Raw genomic sequence first — 17,448 nt, 5'->3', positions numbered from 1 at the left:
ATTTCTTTCGATTTTTGTGTCAAGCACAAATGAATATGTCCCGATTTTTGGGTTTTTAGCGTGTAACGAAAGAGGGTTAAAAACTACCGCGCTTCGCTCGCTTGGTTGCCTCGTGATGAAGGACGATACAAAAAGCGCATCGTCCTTCATCACGAGGGATTATCACTACACTTCAATTAGCTCTTTTTTCTTTATGTATTCTTGCTTCTTTAGGTAACGTTGATAAGATTGTCCTTTCCACGGATGCGACATCGGTGGAATGTGTGGTTTCGGTTTAGACTTAGCTTCTTGAATATCTAGTATTTTAGATATGGCTTGGTGTGACGGCATTTCAATTAGTTTAAAGAGTTGATTTTTATGAGAGACAAAGAGTTGTAAATCACGCGTACTAATGACCATAACTTTAGTTTTTCTTGGCAAATGGACTTGCCTCCCATGCTGGTCGTGAAGATGATAGACATGGTTGTTGTATCGAACAGTATGACCAGAGTGAATGACACGCAGGGCAAATCTAGCGAGGATGTAATCGAGATTTGTGTCTGCTGATAGTGTTTCAAAGGCATTTATGCTATCTTTAATGGGATGGGCGAATTTTTGATTAAACTGTGGGAGATAGTCCCTTAGAAACTGATTCGCTTCATCCATATTACGGATACCATTTAACCGCATTTCTTGAAGTAAGCGGTTTTGAAACGTACCGAAAAGACGTTCAATACGTCCTTTAGCTTGGGGTACTGAGGTCGCTTCCAGTTCAATTCCAAGTGTCTGGCAAGCATATCCGTATTGAGTGAGGGCCTGTTCTTCAAGAGCAGCGCCCTTTTTTGGGGTGTTGACGCCTGAGAAAATGGATCGATAATCTGTCAAAATGCGATGAGGAATACCGTAGTGGGTCAGGAATTGATGTGAGACTTGATAATAGCCTTCAAGTGTCTCCTGTGCTGCGAAATAAGCACCAACGACTGTACCAGTGGCATCATCAATCGCGGCATGGAGATAGTAATAGTTCTCGTCAGCCTCGAACCATTGATGTTCTGAAGCATCCATCTGAAGCAGTTCCCCAGCATATTTGCATCGTGGGCGACTCGGGTGTGCTTTTGAGGCTTCAACGACTTGAACCTCCTGTAAGGTTTCTTTTTCGTGAGGGGTCAGGCCTTTCTTGTCTGCTTTGTCTTCGAGCTCTTTAGCGACACGCCGTTTAGTTCGACGGGTAGCTAGAGGCGAGACAATGTGTGCTTCCTTCAAGATATTTCTTAGCGAGCTTTCAGAGAGAAGGATTTCCTCAACTTCTTGAAGTTTTTCATGGAAGTGTGTGAAGTTAAAGTCATAGTATTTCGAGCGATAGAGCTGAACGATTCGCTTTCGAGTATGACGGTCAATGGTTTTAGAAGGTTTGCGATTGGCATTCTTATGTCTGAAGCCTTTTCGCCCCTCTTGTTTGTATTTAAGAATCAATCGATTGATCTGTCGTCTGGATAAGTTTAATTCCACTTCAGCACGAGCTTTGGATTTCCGTCCATTGACGACAGCCTTGATGATATTATATTTATGTGTCTCATTCATGTTAAGATAATCCTCCATTGAGATCCCTCCTTAGATTTAATATACACTAAAGTGGGACATTTTCATTTACGGTTACTTGAGACATTATCATTTGTGGATGAGATTTATCAAATATTTCTTTCGATTTTTGTTGCTTTTTTGAAAGTCTGTGCTATAATAAAAATATAGAAAGATGTCTGAGGTGTTCGTTGTAAGTGCAATGTGTGGACCGAACGCTTTATGAATATATCGGGATTCTATATCGGTAATTGGATGACAGGCCTTTTCATTTGGAAGTCAGAAAATGCCGTGGGAAGCCCACCTGTAATTACTTACAGGTCAATACTCGTACTTACATAAACGGCACCATCGGATATTTTTTATTAAAGTCGGCAATTGCTGGCTTTTTTATTTTATTTCAAGGAGAGCCTATAATGAAATCCATTCGTTACATTCTACTTAGCCTTATTTCAATCCATTGGCTAGATATCTGTAAAGTTAAACACGTTGAATCAAAATAATTGATGGAACTGAGCCGAAAGATTAACCTCCTCATAAAAATAGGAATCAAACAACCGCCGTTGTCTGATTCCTGATTTTTTATTCTGCTTTTAATGCAGCTACTGTCATATAATTGTATGGTTGGTTAAAATGCGGTAAGAAGAAAATATCAAGTAATGATAATTTATCAATCGTAAGTTCTTCTTGAATTGCTAGTGAGAACATATGAATTGCCATTGACACATCATATTCAGATGCTAACTGTGCACCTAAAAGTCGTCGTGTAGCACGGTCATAAGTGAGTCTGATTTTCACCGTATAATTTTCTGGGATAAAGTTAGGGAATTGTAAATCCTCATAATCAACGTATGCCACATCGATACCGGCTTCTTTAGCTGCTTTCACACTTAAACCTGTTGAAACCATCTTAAAGTCATAGATACAAATTCCATTCGAACCTTGAATTCCAGCACCTTCAAGGTGAGTACCACCAATATTATGAGCCGCGACAATACCTGAACGAACGGCATTAGAAGCTAGCGCAATATAACTATCTGATTGTAACGCATTGGAGTAGTTATTGGCACAGTCTCCAATTGCATAGACGTTATCATCTCTTGTTTTGAAAGTACGATCTACTAAATAAGCACCATTATCGAACGTCTTCAAGTGGTCTCCCGCGAGAGAAGCATTTGGAATAAACCCAATTGAATTTACCACTAAATCTACTGAATACTCGCCACGGTTCGTCTTTAATCCACAAACATGGCCATCTTCATTCCCTATATATTCTTCTGCCCACTCATCTGTTCGTACATCGATGCCGTGATCTTTTAGATTTTGGTCCATTAAACGTGCAAATTCTGGGTCATAATAATTTGATAAGGTTGTAGAAGCTGCATCAAATAAAGTTACTTTTTTGCCACGGCGTTGCATCGCTTCAGCAATTTCAACACCAATGTATCCTGCACCAATTACAGCAACGGATTCAACTGCTGGGTCTTGCAATGCATGGTCAAGCGCTTGTCCTTCTTGGAATAATTTCAAGAAGTAGAGTCCTTCCAAATCATTGCCAGGAATTTGAGGCGTAATTGGAAGTGAGCCTGTGGCGAGAATCAATTTATCATAGTCAAATACATGCACTTCACCCGATTGATCGGTCGCGTAAACTTGTTGCTGTTCGTAATCTACACGATCAACCGTTGTTTCCAAATAAATTTGAGCACCCTTTGCTTTAAAGTCTTCTTCTTTAGCATAGAATAACTTATCATACCCATCAATTTGTCTTCCAACCCACAATGCCGTCCCACATCCTAAGTAACTTAAGTTTGAGTTACGGTCAATCATCACTAAATCAATTCCTTCGTATTGATCCAACAAGGTATTAGCAGCAGCAATCCCCGCGTGATTTGTTCCAATTAATACAACTTTCATCCGTTGCACCATCCTTTATTTTGTATTTATTATTACAACTTTCCAAAGCTAAACCTATTATAACCACTTGTGAACATTTTATCAATCAAAACCCTTATTCTATTAAACATAAAAACCAGGTATTTTCATTTATGAAAATACCTGGTTCACAAAAATAATTAAATTTGACTATTTTTATATGATTATTTTAAACGCTCAACATCGCGAGCAATTTCACGTTCTTCGTCTGTTGGAATATTAATAACGGTAATTTTTGATCCATCTTTAGAAATAATCGCTTCATCGCGTGTATTATTCTTTTCAGTATCAAGTTCACAACCGAACCATGAGATTCCCTCAATAATTGCCTCACGCGTTTCTTTTGAGTTTTCTCCGATACCTGCTGTAAAGACAATAATATCTACTCCGTTCATTACAGCAATGTATTGGCCGATATATTTTTGAACACGGCTATTGAACATATCTAACGCTAATTGCGCACGTTCATTTCCTGCTTCAGCCGCTTCTTCCACGTCACGCATATCGCTCGATACACCTGATACACCTAGGGTTCCTGATTTTTTGTTGAAGATATCAATCATTTCGCTAACTTCTTTAATACCTAATTTATTCATTAGGAAAGGAATTAGAGATGCATCGATGTCCCCAGTACGTGTTCCCATCTGAAGACCTGCTAATGGAGTGAATCCCATTGATGTATCGACTGATTTACCACCATCAACCGCTGTAATTGAAGCGCCGTTACCTAAATGGCAAGTAATAATCTTTAAGTCTTTAATATCTTTACCAACGATTTCAGCGGCACGGTTTGCCACATATTTATGTGATGTTCCGTGAGCACCGTATTTACGTGCTTTAAAGTCAGTATAGTATTCGTATGGTAAGCTGTATAGATAGTTAACAGGTGGCATTGACGTATGGAATGAAGTATCAAAAACTGCTACCATTTTTGCATTTGGTAATTTTTCTTGCATTGCACGAATTACAACTGCTTCTGCCGGGTTATGAAGTGGTGCAAATTCAGATAAATCTTCGATATGTTGAACGACTTGTTCATCAATCACTGTTGATTCTTTGAAGATTTCTCCCCCTGCAACAACACGGTGACCAACACCGTCAATTTCATCAAGGCTATCAATCACTTTATGCTCTTCTAATTGAGAAAGTAATAAATCAATGGCTACACCATGATCTGGAATATCTTGAACGAGTTCTACTTTTTCCCCATCTCCATATTTTAATGTAAAGACAGAATCTTCAATTCCAATTCGCTCTACGAGCCCTTTCGCAATGACATGCTCAGATGGCATATCATAAAGTTGATACTTAAGACTTGAACTTCCTGCATTAATTGCAAATGTTTTTGACATTTAGAATCTCCTATCTATTTTGTTTTCTTACGATATTTGTCAGCTGCGGCTTCGAATATCATTTATGACACTACCATACGATAACGTCATAGCTAAGTTTATTATACTTTAATTCATCTGAAAATGCTATGCTTCATTCTAATCTGATAAACTTATATAATTACATTCTCTCCGGTGCAGCTACCCCAAGCAATGAGAGTCCATCCTTAATTACAGTAGCTACAGCGTTCAATAAAGCCATCCGCGCGTTCAATTCTTCATCATCATTTAAGATACGAACATTGGCATAATAGCGATTGAAAAGTTGTGCCAATTGGATAACATATTTTGAAATAATTGAAGGCTCATAGCGTTCTGCTGCACGAACAATGGTAGATGGATAAGCTTGCAATTTCTTCACGAGTTCCCAACTATAGTCATCTGTTAATGATAGCGCTGCAGTCAAATCAATGTTTTGTTCATAACGGCTTAAAATACTATGAATTCTCGCATGAGTATATTGAACATAGGGCCCAGTCTCACCTTCAAACTGAACAACTTCTTCTAATTCAAAGTCAAAGTTATTCGTACGATCGTTTTTCAAATCATGAAAGACGACGGCTCCAACACCGACTTGGTGCGCTACCTCTTCTTTATTTGGTAAATCAGGGTTTTTCGCTTCAATCTGCTCACTTGCCAAACGAATCGCTTCATTTAAAACTTCTTCAAGTAGAATAATTTTTCCTTTACGGGTTGAAAGTTTTTTACCTCCGACTGTAATTAAGCCAAATGGGATGTGGTGCATTGACTGTGCCCAATCATTGCCCATTTTTTCAAGTACAGCTTTTAACTGCTTAAAGTGATTCGATTGTTCATTACCAACCACATACAAGCTTTGATCGAAATGATATGTGCGATGGCGGTAGTACGCTGTTGCCAAATCTCGCGTAATATAAAGTGTCGCCCCATCAGATTTTTTTATTAGTGCAGGTGGCAGATCATACTCATCTAGACGCACGATTAAAGACCCTTGATCAATTTCGGATAGCCCTTTTTCTTCGAGCAAGTCAACAATCTCGTCCATTTTATCATTATAGAAAGATTCGCCCGTATAATGGTCAAAATGAACATTCAACATCTTATAAACTTTATCAAATTCTTTTAATGACTCATCTTTAAACCAAGTCCAAAGTTGAATCATCTCAGGATCATGCTCTTCTAAACGTTTAAAAGCAGCGCGACCTTCGTCATCTAAACTTGGGTCTTCTTCAGCACGTTCATGGAATTCAACATATAATTTAACGAGCTCATTCACTGGGTCTGCTTTTACTTTCGCTTCATCTCCCCATTTCTGATAAGCCACAATCAACTTACCAAATTGCGTTCCCCAATCACCCAAGTGGTTAATATTAATTGTATGATAATTTATTTTCTTTAAGATTAAAGACAATGCATTCCCAATAACAGTCGATCTCAAATGCCCCATTGACATAGGTTTGGCAATATTTGGTGAGGACATATCGATGGTGACATTTTTTCCTTGACCAATATCTAATGAACCATAATTTTCACCGGCTTGATTGACCTCTTTAATAATTTGATCGGATATCTTTTGTCGATCTAATTTGAAGTTAATATAAGGTCCTACCGATGCAACTTGCGAAAATGCTGTTGTATCGATTTGTTCGACTAATTCTTCAGCAATCAGATTCGGTGCTTTACGAAAAGCTTTGGCTAATGTAAAGACTGGAAAAGCTAAGTCGCCATGTTCGGTATTATTAGGTACTTCGATAAGTGCTTCAACTTGTTCATAAGATAAATGTTCATATAATATGGCGTGAAGCTCTTTGGCGATTATTTCTCGTTGATTCATACTCTTTCTCCTATCATATATTTAATAAATAAAAAGCCTCCAAGACACAGGTCTTAGAGGCGAATTTAAAATCCACGGTACCACTCTAATTAATTGTAAAAACAATCAACTTTCTCATGCTAACGGTATGAAACCGGCTTAAGCTCAATCATTCGCTTAAGCGATATAAGAAGCGCGCTTCATTTATACCTCTTGCTTGGCTCTCAACTACCCAAGTCGCTGTATCTAAAAGTATATAAACTACTCTCTTCTCACCTTTAAACTATAGCCTAATTATAGCATGAATGTATTTGATATTTCAATCACGGAACAGCGTTCTCTTAAGTTAAAGAATAAACAGATTTATATATCGTCACGAATTAATGGCATTGACATACAACGTGGGCCACCACGACCTCGGACCAATTCACTGCCTTTAATTTTAACGAGTCGAATTCCATGATCTTCAAGTAACTGATTCGTTATCGTGTTCCGGTCATAGACAACGACAACCCCTGGCGCAATCGCTAACGTATTGGACCCATCATTCCACTGTTCTCGAGCCGCATCAACAATATCGCCACCACCACAAGAAATTAAAGTTACTTTTTCCAATCTAAGTGCCTTTGCGAGGACATTATCCAGCTTCGTAGAATCTTGCTCATCAATTATGACCGAACCATCTCCAGCATCAACAATTGAAACCACTCTAAGTCCAGCATTAATTTCTGGGTGAATGGTGAACTTGTCATAATCAACCATCGTGAAGACGGTATCTAAATGCATAAATTTACGATTTTCTCCAATTAAAAATGCTAACACTTGCTTAAACTGCCCTTGTTCAAAAAGACGACGTGCAAGCAATTCAATTGAACGTGAATCTGTTCGTTGAGAGATTCCGACCGCAACGACCTCCGGCGATAGAACTAAAATATCTCCACCTTCAATATCCGTTTCATCATCACGGTAGTAGTAGCGTCTGACTTGGTTGGCATAGGCAGGATGGTATCTAAAAATATAATCGCCGTAAATCGTCTCACGATTGCGCGTCACTTCATGCATATGGTTAATGGCAACACCATGACCAATCAATGCAAAAGGATCTCGCGTAAAATAAAGACTTGGCATCGGATCAACTAATAATGGATAATCACTTTCAATCAAATCAGCGAGTGAGTCGTGATGTGACATATCAATCTCATTTTTTCGATAGCCTTCCATTGTCTTCAAAATCATGTCATAAGTTGACATCGATAATAAATCTTGGCGCACTTGAGCTCTGAGGGTTTCGGATACAATCCCTGATTCATCCAACCACTCATCGATAAACTGCTCTTTTACATTTGCTGCATCAATCGCTTCTGATACTAAATCTTCAAGATAGACTACCTCTACCCCTTCTTCGCGTAAAACTTGAGCAAAGTAGTCATGCTCTTTTTGAGCTTCTTCTAAAAAAGGAATATCATCAAAAAGTAATCTCCCTAAATAATCCGGCATTAAATTATTGAGTTCTTTGCCTGGACGATGCAAAATTACTTTTCGAAGTTTTCCAATTTCATTAAATACATGGATCGGTTGATTGCCCATAGCTGATTCCTTTCTAAATAGCATATAAAACTTATTTTCGCTTCCATAAAATGTAAACGCTTATAATACTATTCTAATATGAATTCGAATGTAATGAAAGGCTTTTCTTAAAATAAAAGAGACTTCTCTAAGAAAAGTCTCTTAATCGAATTTAGGATTTGTAAGATACTAGGTACTCCCAGTCTCTTGTTTTATATATATATAGACCAAAGAATACAATTAAAGCGTTCGATAACAACATCGAAATCCAAATTCCGGTTGAACCTAGGGAGGTGAAAGTACTGAACAACCAGATTAGAGGTAATCGAACAAACCATAATCTTCCCATCGTCATAAGCATTGAATACTGAGTCTGACCACACCCTTGGAAATAACCATTAATAATCGAGAATAGTCCCATAAAGAAGATGATAAATGCTGAAAACATTAAATACTCAATTGCCTGACTCCATAAATGATCGCTACTTCCGGTTTTAATAAAAATACTGAGTAATGGAATACGAAATACTACAACTAATACCGAGGAAATCACTGACATTAAAATTACAATGACAATCGCTCGATTAAAGACTTGTTTACCTCGTTCAATTAATCCCGCTCCCATATGCTGACCAATAATTGAAGTTAAAGCTGCTCCAATCGCCATTTGCGGTTGGGTTAAGATATCGGTCACTCGGTTTACCATCGAGTAAGCTGCCAATGTATCGGTTCCATAAGTGGTGATCAACCCATTCAATACCGTAAAACCTAACGCAGAGCCACTGTAGCCTAGTGCGGATGGAATTGAAATTCGAAAAATTCGTTGAATAATTGGTAAATTAAAATGATCTCGCCTAATTGTTAATGGAACTTGGGAATCTTTTGTCACTACAATCACGGCTAAAATTAGTAATACAATTTTAGAAATCACCGTAGCCCAAGCTGCGCCTGCGATTCCCAGTCCTAATCCTGAAATTCCAATAAATGGCACTTGTTCAAAGATAAAGAGAGGGTCTAGGATAATATTGACGACCGAAGAAATAATACTAATAAAAGTAATATCTTTGGTTAGACCTTGAGAATTTAACATCGCTTGATATGCAAAATAAATAAAGTCAAAAAAGATACCTATAAAATTAATCTGCAAATAAATTAAAGACTTATTATATAGTGTTCCCGTTGCCCCCATTGCAGATAGCATCCAAGGTGCTGCAAGAAAGCCGAATATCGAAAACAAAGTAGCTAAACTTAACACAATCAGTAGCATATTACTGGCATAACGATGTGCCGTATCCATTCGTTCTGCTCCAATAAATTGTGATAATAGCGCCGTCCCTCCGACACCAACCCCCATACCGATTGCAATAAATAAAAAGTGTAAAGGCCATATAAAGGCGGTCGCTGCAAAATCTTCTGGCGATAGTTGTGCAACAAATAACCCGTCCACTAAGTTGTACATTGTCATCACAATATTATTCAACATTAAAGGGACTGAGATTGTAAATATAACTTTCGTAATCGATTCAGATAAAATAAAATTTGTTCGTTGATTTCCTTTCATTAAAAACATCACCAAATTCATTATAGATTCACTGAATGATATAAGATTCATCACTCATTCATTTTAACATTATACCTGAGGCAAAAAAAATGTGTAACTTTATCTACTAAAAGAAGATAAAGTTACACGAAAGTTCATTAGTTATGTTCATGTTCATATTCATATTCCCAATGATATTGGCCTTCTAAAGTCTGTTCATCATAATGTTTCAAGACACGCACAACTTGGTTTGTTAGGAAGAAAATAGCGATTAAGTTAGGCACCGCCATTAATCCCATAAACATATCTGCTAAGTCCCACACTAAACCAGGTGTTACCAATAAACCACAGAAAATAAAGAACAGTGCGACAATTTTAAAGTTTTTAATAATAAACTTATTATTCGTTAAAAACTTCATGTTCGATTCGGCAAAGAAATACCATCCCACAATCGTTGTTAACGCAAAACAAGATAGTGAGATTGAAAGGAAACCTGCACCTAACGTACCGAATGAATTCTCAAATCCTGTTTGTGTAATTAAATTCGCAACAGAAGTCATTTCGCTAGCAGGTACAGTAAGGTCATAACTACCTGATAACATATTGACCAATACCGTTGCCATACAAATTAAGAATGTAGAAATAAATACACCAATCATCGCTACAAACCCTTGTTCTGCCGGATGCTTCGTCGTCTCTACAGCGTGTGAATGAGGTGTAGATCCCATCCCAGCTTCGTTCGAGAAGAGTCCACGTGATAGGCCGAAACGAATCGACTCTTGAACGGTCACACCTAACACTCCCCCGCTAATTGCTTGCGGTGTAAAGGCCCCTTGGATAATATAACCGATTGCGGCTCCGAATTTATCGGCATGCATAATGATAATAAGTAGCGCTGAGAAGATATAAAGGAATGCCATTGTTGGAACTACTTTTTCAGTAAAAGCAGCAATTCGATCCATTCCACCTAACAAGATGGATGCCACAATAACAATTAATGCAATCGTTACAATCGATTTGTTAATTCCGAAAGCACTATTAATCGAATCAATAACGGAATTCGATTGAACCATTATCCCAACAACACCAAGTGCTAAAATACATAGTACCGCAAAAACTTTTGCTAAAATGCTAGATTTCAAGCCATCTTTAATGTAATAAGCTGGCCCCCCGCATAGTTCACCTTCGTCATCACGATGACGATAAACTTGCGCTAGAACCCCTTCTGCAAAAATCGTAGACATTCCGAAGAAAGCTGATAAAAGCATCCAAAAGGCTGATCCAGGTCCTCCTGCTGCAATCGCGGAGGCAACCCCAACAATATTCCCCGTTCCAACTTGTGCAGCAATCGCTGTGGCTAAAGATTGAAAGGGGGTCATACCACCAGGAGGTGCGGGCACACCATCCTTAATATCTTTAATCATCCTGCCTAACGCTGGAAATACTCGTTTAAATTGTGGGAATTTGAGACGAATCGTTAAATAGATTCCTAAACCAACTAAACCAAATAATAGAACATATTCCCACAAAATTACATTGACAATTTCAACAAACTTCAATAACCCATCCATAAATAAAATTTCCTCCTATTGTCTAAACATCCGATGTCATTTGACGCGGTGTTACGACAAATTCATAAACTAACCAAATTACTGCTGAACGAATAAATGCTGATAAGAATAATGACGTAAAATCCGTCTGAAGCAATGCACCATCCGCAAAGAAGAAACGAACTAAATATTCAATCGTATTCCCTGCAAAGTCACATAAAATTAATAAGATAATCAGTGAATTTTCTTTCCCAGTCTTTTCGTTTCGGACTAAATATTTAAAGAACAAGCCATAACCTAAATAAAACAATAATTCCAAAGCATATAAAAGAATTAAATTAGGCGAAAATTCGTGGGTTGATAAAACCGATACGAATACTCGCATTAAAAAGACCATCACCCCTGAAACTGCGACTGTAGATAAAACATCGAGAGCTGGATTAGATAACAGTGCGACAATAACGATAACAATACCGAGTGTCACCCGTAAATAACCTGTCCCAATTTGAAGACTAAATAATGAAGCGAAGGCTGCTAGTAAGCCAATCAAATACTTATTATTCATTCTTGCACCTCCTATTTTTTTAAAATACATCGTTCATTATACCATAGAATATTAAAAATACTAATTCGCTTTCAATCATCGCTATCCTCTTGATTTCAGATAATAAAAAGAAACACCCATGTGATCACTAAACTGCCTCACATGAGTGTTACCCTTTGTTATTTTATTCGTACTGAATCAATCTAGTAACTAAGCTTCCATTGCTACAGGATAAACAGATACTTGTTTTTTGTTTTTACCTTTGCGTTCGAATTTTACAACGCCATCAATTTTAGCGAATAATGTATCATCGCCACCACGACCTACGTTATGTCCTGGGTGAATTTTTGTACCACGTTGACGGTAGATAATTGATCCACCTGTGATAACTTCTCCATCCGCTGCTTTAGCGCCAAGACGTTTGGCAATTGAGTCACGACCATTTTGAGTCGAACCTCCACCTTTTTTCGTCGCAAATAATTGAAGATTTAATTTTAACATTGTTGCACCTCCTATTGTTGGTTAACTTGATGATTATTTAGCTGAATATATTCTGGATAATTATCAGCTAAGACTTGATATGCTAAATATAAATGCTTTAGCAAAACTTGACTATCATGAGCTTGAGAACGAGTCAATTCATCAGGCAATGTTATTTTTACAAAACCTCCTTGCTGCTCATCCGCTTCCGTTTCTAGTTGATGATCTATCAACAACTGCAAAGAATTTTCAACCGAAATAATTTGACTCGATACCGCTGCACAGATTATATCTTCACCATACTCGCTATAATTAGCGTGGCCAGATACTGTAACGGATTTTATCGTCTCTTTCTCACTCTCAAATTCAATTTGAATCATTATTAAGCGTTAATCGCGTCAACTACCAGCTTAGTATAAGGTTGTCTATGACCTTTTTTGGAGCTAGAGTCTTTGCGACGACGGTATTTGAAGATTGTTACTTTCTTACCGCGACCTTGCTTTTCTACCGTAGCTTCGACTGTCGCACCTTCAACGAATGGTTTACCAACTTTAACAGAATCTCCACCAACGAAGACAACTTCATCAAAAGTAACTTTGTCTCCTTCAGCAGCGTCTAATTTTTCAACAAAAATTGTTTGACCTACTTCTACTTTCAGTTGCTTACCACCTGTTTTAATAATTGCGTACATTTAAGCACCTCCTATATTATTTTAAGGATAGATATCCTACACCGATACTCGCCATGTAAAGTGATTGCTGCCAATTCTTAAACTTTACCTGAGCGGTTGCAGTTGGGTGCACAAATACAACAGACAAATATTAACAAAATTATTCACGCTTGTCAAATCATAAATAACTTAATTGAGTGTCTGAGAGACTCGATATAATGTTAAAAGAAACTCATGATCTTTTAATTTCTAATTTACTTTAAAAAAAAACAGTGCTATAATGAAATCATATAAGTATGCGCTATCATATTTATAAAAAAATATTGGAAAGGAGATCTGGCTTTAGTTGAAATATCTGAATAATTTTGAAAATAAGGAGGCTATTTAAATGGATAATTTTCTTCAGACGATAGATCCCATAGTTAAAGCAATCAATAAACAACTATGGGGATGGCCGATGATGATCATATTAATCGGTTTTGGGTTATTATCGACATTATACTTAGGTTTCCCGCAATTTAAAAAATCTAAATTAGGTTGGGATAACAGTTTTGGTCAAATTTTTAAGCGTGACAAGAGTAACAAAGAGGGTTCAATGTCTTCTTTCCAATCATTAGCAACTGCCGTAGCTGCACAGGTCGGTACGGGGAACATTGGTGGGGTTGCTGGAGCGATCCTTACTGGGGGACCTGGAGCGATCTTCTGGATGTGGATTACTGCGCTTGTTGGTATGGGAACGATTTTCGTCGAAGCATTACTTGCTCAAAAATACCGTCAAACACGCAATGGTGAACTCGTTGCAGGACCTGCTTTCTACTTAAGTCAAGGTCTTAAAAATCATAACTTAGGTGGTTTTGGTAAGTTCTTAGCGGGTGCTTTCTCAGTTTTAATTATCGTGGCGCTTGGATTTATCGGGAATATGACCCAATCGAACTCCATTGCCAGTGTAATGACAGAAGCATTCAATATTCCACACTTACCAATCGGAATCGCTTTAGCCGTCGCTTCGGCATTAATCTTTATCGGTGGGATGAGTCGAATTGGTAAATTCGCTGAATTAGTCGTACCTATTATGGCATTTATTTACTTTATTGCAGCAATTGTAATTATTGTTACTTATTCAAGTCATCTTGTCCCAACATTGAAATTAATTTTTGAAGAAGCCTTCAAAACCGAAGCGGTTGTAGGTGGGGTTGCTGGTTACTCCATTCGTACTGCAATTCGTTATGGGGTTGCTCGTGGGCTCTTCTCTAACGAAGCAGGGATGGGTTCAACACCAAACTCACATGGTGTAGCCGACGTTCCACACCCTGTTGTCCAAGGTTCTGTTGCGATGATTGGAGTATTTATTGATACGATGGTTGTATGTACTGCAACTGCTTTAATTATTTTAGTAACAGAATCATATAAAGTTGAAGGTATTGCTGGGGCACAAATTACAATGCAAGCGTTTAACACCGCAATCCCTGGTATCGGTGGTAAATTCTTAGCCATCGCCTTGCTCTTCTTCGCTTTCACAACGGTAATTGGATGGTACTACTTCGGAGAAGCGAATATTAAGTACTTATTCAAATCACCGATTGCTGTTCGTATCTATCAAATTTTAGTATTTGGATTCATTATTATCGGAACAGTATTAGAAATTGGATTTGTTTGGGAGTTAGCCGACTTGTTCAACGGCCTGATGGTTATCCCGAATATTATTGGTCTCTATATCTTAGTTAAGGAAGCGAAAAAACTTACCGAAGACTACGATTACCAGATCAAAAATGGCGAAGCGCTTCACTATCATTACCAATACGAATCGCTTCATTAGTTCCATGCAATATAAAAGGATTAACTTCCAGTGGAAGTTAATCCTTTTTGTGTTTAAAAAATTAAATAGTCTTCATAACCTAACTGCCTTAATACCCACTTAGTCGGATAATATAATACAATAATCAGCACAATATTAAAGATAAATGTTGGAGCCAATCGACTGGCCAGGAATGTATTGATTCCGATCGTAGTATAGCCAAACTTGAGATAGAACAAATAGACAATTAAGTCTAATAGAGCAAACGAAATGACAAAGAATGAAGCTAAAATCCAACTATTTTTAGGGAAATATTTTTTCGTATGGACGACGGAATAAGCAATGATAAAATATATTGCGGCATATAACCCTAAAATCATTGTATTATACGAATCGTAAAATAATCCGAAAATAAAACTATACAGCAAGATATTGCTATCTCGAAAATAAAACGCAAAAACAATGATAAAGTATAGCGTAATATGCGGAATAATGATCTGACCTGGACTGATAAAGGCTTTTGGAAAAATAGCCGGTAGGACCGCATCAATAATCGTTGTCAAAAATAATATAAGTGGAATCGTCCACTTTAGACGATGCCAGCGATTAAATTTCATCAAGATTCATTCCGCCCTTCTCGACGAATAACGGTCACAAAACGAATATCCGTCATTTCACCAGCCGGAATCACTTCGACAACTTGAAAGAGCCCATACTCATCCATATAAGTCTCCGCTACTTTCCCAATCAATAAACGACTTGGAATCACACCACCCAGACCAGATGTAATCACCATATCCCCCGGCATAATTTCTGCAGATGGATCAACCTGTGTCATTAAGTAATGTCCGTTCCGGCGATTATAACTACTAATAACCCCATTCGCTGAGGACTCCCCTTGGGTTTGAACACGTGCTGCTACCATACTATTGTTCTGTTGTTGTGTTGTCAATAATTCAACTTTAGAACTGGTTGGATTCACCTCAACAATTCGTCCGATAAGACCATTCCCTGCCATCACAGCCATATCCTTAGTGATGCCATCATTTTGTCCTAAGTTAATCGTCAATGTTTCCATCCATTGGTCTGGATTTCGTGAAATAACGGTGCCATGAATAATATCATAATTTCCTAGAACTTCAGTTAATTTTAATTCCTGACGCATCTTCTCATTTTCAGTTTCTAAATCAACCACTTTCACTTGAAGCTCATCAATTTCATCAATTTTCAACTTCAAACGTTGATTTTCTTCGTGAGTATTAATTAAATTATCGATTGAATCGACAAAACGCACTACGCCATTGACTGGATTTGAAAAGACTCGTCCTACCCAAGCCCCTGTTTCATTAAAGGCACTTGATATAACATTACTTGTACCGTTGGTTATGGAGTAAAATAGTAACGCGATAACCACGATACTTCCAATCAAGGCTCCAATTATTTTTTTATTATTTAACATTTTATTCATCCTTATATATTGTAATCTCAAATTATCCCTGTTTGCTCATTGAGGTCATATTTTTAATCAATTGTCCCGCCCCCATCGCAACAGCATCTAACGGTGAATCTGTTATATTTACCGGAATTTTTAACACTTTTTCAATTCTTTCACCAAGACGTGGGAGTAAAGCGCCGCCTCCCGTTAAGGTAATACCATTAGATAAGATGTCAACGGATAATTCAACATCCACTAATTCTAAAACTTTTTGAATCGCTGTAATAATCTCTAAAAATAAAGGATCAATGGATTCTAAGATAAATTGCTTCGTAATCGCTTGTTCAGTTGGCAATTGTGTCACAATATGACGTCCTTGAACTTTTTCAGAAATTTCTCTCTCGTCATCAAACACGATTGCGCTAGCTAATTTGATTTTTAATGCCTCAGCATCTTCTGGCGAAACTTTAATTTGATAATGTTGACGGATTGCCATCCGAATGGCATCATCAAATTGATTGCCAGCTATTTTGAGCATCTGTGATTTTATAATGTGTTGATATGATAAAATCGCAATATCGGTCGTACCTCCGCCAATATCACAAATTAATTGTCCTTCAGCTGCTTCTATATTTAACTTTGCACCTAGTGCTGCAGCATAGGGTTCTTCAATAATCATCGCACGAGTGATTCCCAAACCTTTGATCGTATCAGTTAAAGCTTTATGTTCTAATTTAGTAATGTTGCTAGGCACACAGATAACAACATCAGGATTAGACAATTTTCGGATCAAAGCTTTACGAATAAAAAATGCGAGCATTTCTTTAGTATAATTCAAATGGGCAATAACACCATTCACTAAGGGAGATATCACTTCACAATGTTCTGGAAGATGTCCAATCATTGCTGCGGCTTCTTTTCCAAAGGCAATTATTTGATTCGTCTGATGATCTACTACGACTAATGAGGGCTCTCTTAGCGCGACTCCGCGATCTTCAATATAAATTACAGTATTTACGGTGCCCAAATCAATACCTAGGCGCTGTCGATTGAATATCATTACGTCATCCCTCCGTGCTGTAGTAATACTTCAACCATTATAGCAAACTCAACAAATGAAAACTACTATCCTTGTTTTGTTTAATAAAAAATTAAAAACCTACTAAAAATAGTAGGTTTAAATGTTTAATGTT

General features: G+C 37.6%; 15 protein-coding genes, 1 other RNA gene and 2 other annotated features. Of the genes, 2 read left to right on the top strand and 14 right to left on the bottom strand.

What is annotated here, in order from left to right:
* Positions 1-165: 165 nt before the first annotated feature.
* Positions 166-1,578: an ISNCY family transposase gene (locus tag HMPREF9707_RS02275; protein WP_006701099.1), complete on the bottom strand. Its 1,413-nt coding sequence runs from the start codon at positions 1,576-1,578 to the stop codon at positions 166-168.
* A gap of 152 nt (positions 1,579-1,730) precedes the next feature.
* On the opposite strand from HMPREF9707_RS02275, the gene ssrS reads away from it, so the two are divergent.
* Positions 1,731-1,919: non-coding RNA, 6S RNA (gene ssrS / locus HMPREF9707_RS08665), on the top strand.
* A 220-nt stretch (positions 1,920-2,139) separates the two neighbouring features.
* Here the strand turns inward: ssrS and nox are convergent.
* The 10 genes from nox to rplU all read right to left on the bottom strand — a co-directional run bounded on the left by nox (position 2,140) and on the right by rplU (position 13,046).
* The gene (nox, locus tag HMPREF9707_RS02270) at positions 2,140-3,474 is read right to left on the bottom strand and encodes a H2O-forming NADH oxidase (protein WP_006701098.1); all 1,335 of its coding nucleotides are present in this window, start codon (positions 3,472-3,474) and stop codon (positions 2,140-2,142) included.
* A gap of 182 nt (positions 3,475-3,656) precedes the next feature.
* Positions 3,657-4,844 carry an acetate/propionate family kinase gene (locus tag HMPREF9707_RS02265; protein ID WP_006701097.1) on the bottom strand — a complete coding sequence of 396 codons (1,188 nt, stop codon included), beginning with the start codon at positions 4,842-4,844 and terminating at the stop codon, positions 3,657-3,659.
* Between the two features lie 160 nt (positions 4,845-5,004).
* Positions 5,005-6,696: an arginine--tRNA ligase gene (gene argS, locus HMPREF9707_RS02260; protein ID WP_006701096.1), complete on the bottom strand. Its 1,692-nt coding sequence runs from the start codon at positions 6,694-6,696 to the stop codon at positions 5,005-5,007.
* 52 nt (positions 6,697-6,748) lie between these two features.
* Positions 6,749-6,960, bottom strand: a binding site (T-box leader).
* 78 nt (positions 6,961-7,038) lie between these two features.
* The gene (arcA, locus tag HMPREF9707_RS02255; protein ID WP_006701095.1) at positions 7,039-8,262 is read right to left on the bottom strand and encodes an arginine deiminase; all 1,224 of its coding nucleotides are present in this window, start codon (positions 8,260-8,262) and stop codon (positions 7,039-7,041) included.
* Between the two features lie 151 nt (positions 8,263-8,413).
* Positions 8,414-9,802: an MATE family efflux transporter gene (locus HMPREF9707_RS02250; RefSeq protein ID WP_051007492.1), complete on the bottom strand. Its 1,389-nt coding sequence runs from the start codon at positions 9,800-9,802 to the stop codon at positions 8,414-8,416.
* Positions 9,803-9,939: 137 nt separating this feature from the next.
* On the bottom strand, positions 9,940-11,352 hold the full coding sequence (locus HMPREF9707_RS02245; protein ID WP_006701093.1) for an alanine/glycine:cation symporter family protein: 1,413 nt from the start codon (positions 11,350-11,352) through the stop codon (positions 9,940-9,942).
* A 22-nt stretch (positions 11,353-11,374) separates the two neighbouring features.
* Positions 11,375-11,896 (bottom strand): hypothetical protein, encoded by a 522-nt coding sequence (locus HMPREF9707_RS02240; protein ID WP_006701092.1) that lies wholly within the window; start codon positions 11,894-11,896, stop codon positions 11,375-11,377.
* A 189-nt stretch (positions 11,897-12,085) separates the two neighbouring features.
* A complete protein-coding gene (gene rpmA, locus HMPREF9707_RS02235; RefSeq protein WP_006701091.1) occupies positions 12,086-12,376 on the bottom strand; it encodes a 50S ribosomal protein L27 in 291 nt (96 codons plus the stop codon).
* An 11-nt stretch (positions 12,377-12,387) separates the two neighbouring features.
* Complete coding sequence (locus HMPREF9707_RS02230; RefSeq protein ID WP_006701090.1) at positions 12,388-12,735, bottom strand: ribosomal-processing cysteine protease Prp; 348 nt, start codon at positions 12,733-12,735, stop codon at positions 12,388-12,390.
* A 2-nt stretch (positions 12,736-12,737) separates the two neighbouring features.
* Positions 12,738-13,046 (bottom strand): 50S ribosomal protein L21, encoded by a 309-nt coding sequence (rplU, locus tag HMPREF9707_RS02225; RefSeq protein WP_006701089.1) that lies wholly within the window; start codon positions 13,044-13,046, stop codon positions 12,738-12,740.
* A 34-nt stretch (positions 13,047-13,080) separates the two neighbouring features.
* Positions 13,081-13,154: a sequence feature (ribosomal protein L21 leader region), on the bottom strand.
* A gap of 259 nt (positions 13,155-13,413) precedes the next feature.
* On the opposite strand from rplU, the gene HMPREF9707_RS02220 reads away from it, so the two are divergent.
* Positions 13,414-14,841, top strand: coding sequence for an alanine/glycine:cation symporter family protein (locus tag HMPREF9707_RS02220; protein WP_006701088.1), 1,428 nt, complete (start codon positions 13,414-13,416; stop codon positions 14,839-14,841).
* Between the two features lie 53 nt (positions 14,842-14,894).
* Here HMPREF9707_RS02220 and mreD read toward each other — a convergent pair whose 3' ends face one another.
* From mreD to mreB, 3 genes are read right to left on the bottom strand one after another with little or no spacing between them, the layout of a single operon-like run.
* A complete protein-coding gene (gene mreD, locus HMPREF9707_RS02215) occupies positions 14,895-15,437 on the bottom strand; it encodes a rod shape-determining protein MreD (RefSeq protein ID WP_006701087.1) in 543 nt (180 codons plus the stop codon).
* Positions 15,437-16,279, bottom strand: coding sequence for a rod shape-determining protein MreC (mreC, locus tag HMPREF9707_RS02210; RefSeq protein ID WP_006701086.1), 843 nt, complete (start codon positions 16,277-16,279; stop codon positions 15,437-15,439). Before mreC ends, mreD begins: the two co-directional genes overlap by 1 nt.
* A 31-nt stretch (positions 16,280-16,310) precedes the next feature.
* The gene (mreB, locus tag HMPREF9707_RS02205; RefSeq protein WP_006701085.1) at positions 16,311-17,315 is read right to left on the bottom strand and encodes a rod shape-determining protein; all 1,005 of its coding nucleotides are present in this window, start codon (positions 17,313-17,315) and stop codon (positions 16,311-16,313) included.
* Between the last annotated feature and the right edge of the window lie 133 nt (positions 17,316-17,448).

This window comes from Falseniella ignava CCUG 37419 (assembly GCF_000301055.1).
Lineage (GTDB): Bacteria > Bacillota > Bacilli > Lactobacillales > Aerococcaceae > Falseniella > Falseniella ignava.
This window is presented reverse-complemented; position numbering and strand designations above follow the sequence as displayed.

Bases quoted from the DNA above. Each gene is read 5' to 3' on its own strand.
- HMPREF9707_RS02275 (WP_006701099.1), bottom strand. From the start codon at position 1,578: ATGGAGGATTATCTTAACATGAATGAGACACATAAATATAATATCATC.
- nox (WP_006701098.1), bottom strand. From the start codon at position 3,474: ATGAAAGTTGTATTAATTGGAACAAATCACGCGGGGATTGCTGCTGCT.
- HMPREF9707_RS02265 (WP_006701097.1), bottom strand. From the start codon at position 4,844: ATGTCAAAAACATTTGCAATTAATGCAGGAAGTTCAAGTCTTAAGTAT.
- argS (WP_006701096.1), bottom strand. From the start codon at position 6,696: ATGAATCAACGAGAAATAATCGCCAAAGAGCTTCACGCCATATTATAT.
- arcA (WP_006701095.1), bottom strand. From the start codon at position 8,262: ATGGGCAATCAACCGATCCATGTATTTAATGAAATTGGAAAACTTCGA.
- HMPREF9707_RS02250 (WP_051007492.1), bottom strand. From the start codon at position 9,802: ATGAAAGGAAATCAACGAACAAATTTTATTTTATCTGAATCGATTACG.
- HMPREF9707_RS02245 (WP_006701093.1), bottom strand. From the start codon at position 11,352: ATGGATGGGTTATTGAAGTTTGTTGAAATTGTCAATGTAATTTTGTGG.
- HMPREF9707_RS02240 (WP_006701092.1), bottom strand. From the start codon at position 11,896: ATGAATAATAAGTATTTGATTGGCTTACTAGCAGCCTTCGCTTCATTA.
- rpmA (WP_006701091.1), bottom strand. From the start codon at position 12,376: ATGTTAAAATTAAATCTTCAATTATTTGCGACGAAAAAAGGTGGAGGT.
- HMPREF9707_RS02230 (WP_006701090.1), bottom strand. From the start codon at position 12,735: ATGATTCAAATTGAATTTGAGAGTGAGAAAGAGACGATAAAATCCGTT.
- rplU (WP_006701089.1), bottom strand. From the start codon at position 13,046: ATGTACGCAATTATTAAAACAGGTGGTAAGCAACTGAAAGTAGAAGTA.
- HMPREF9707_RS02220 (WP_006701088.1), top strand. From the start codon at position 13,414: ATGGATAATTTTCTTCAGACGATAGATCCCATAGTTAAAGCAATCAAT.
- mreD (WP_006701087.1), bottom strand. From the start codon at position 15,437: ATGAAATTTAATCGCTGGCATCGTCTAAAGTGGACGATTCCACTTATA.
- mreC (WP_006701086.1), bottom strand. From the start codon at position 16,279: ATGTTAAATAATAAAAAAATAATTGGAGCCTTGATTGGAAGTATCGTG.
- mreB (WP_006701085.1), bottom strand. From the start codon at position 17,315: ATGATATTCAATCGACAGCGCCTAGGTATTGATTTGGGCACCGTAAAT.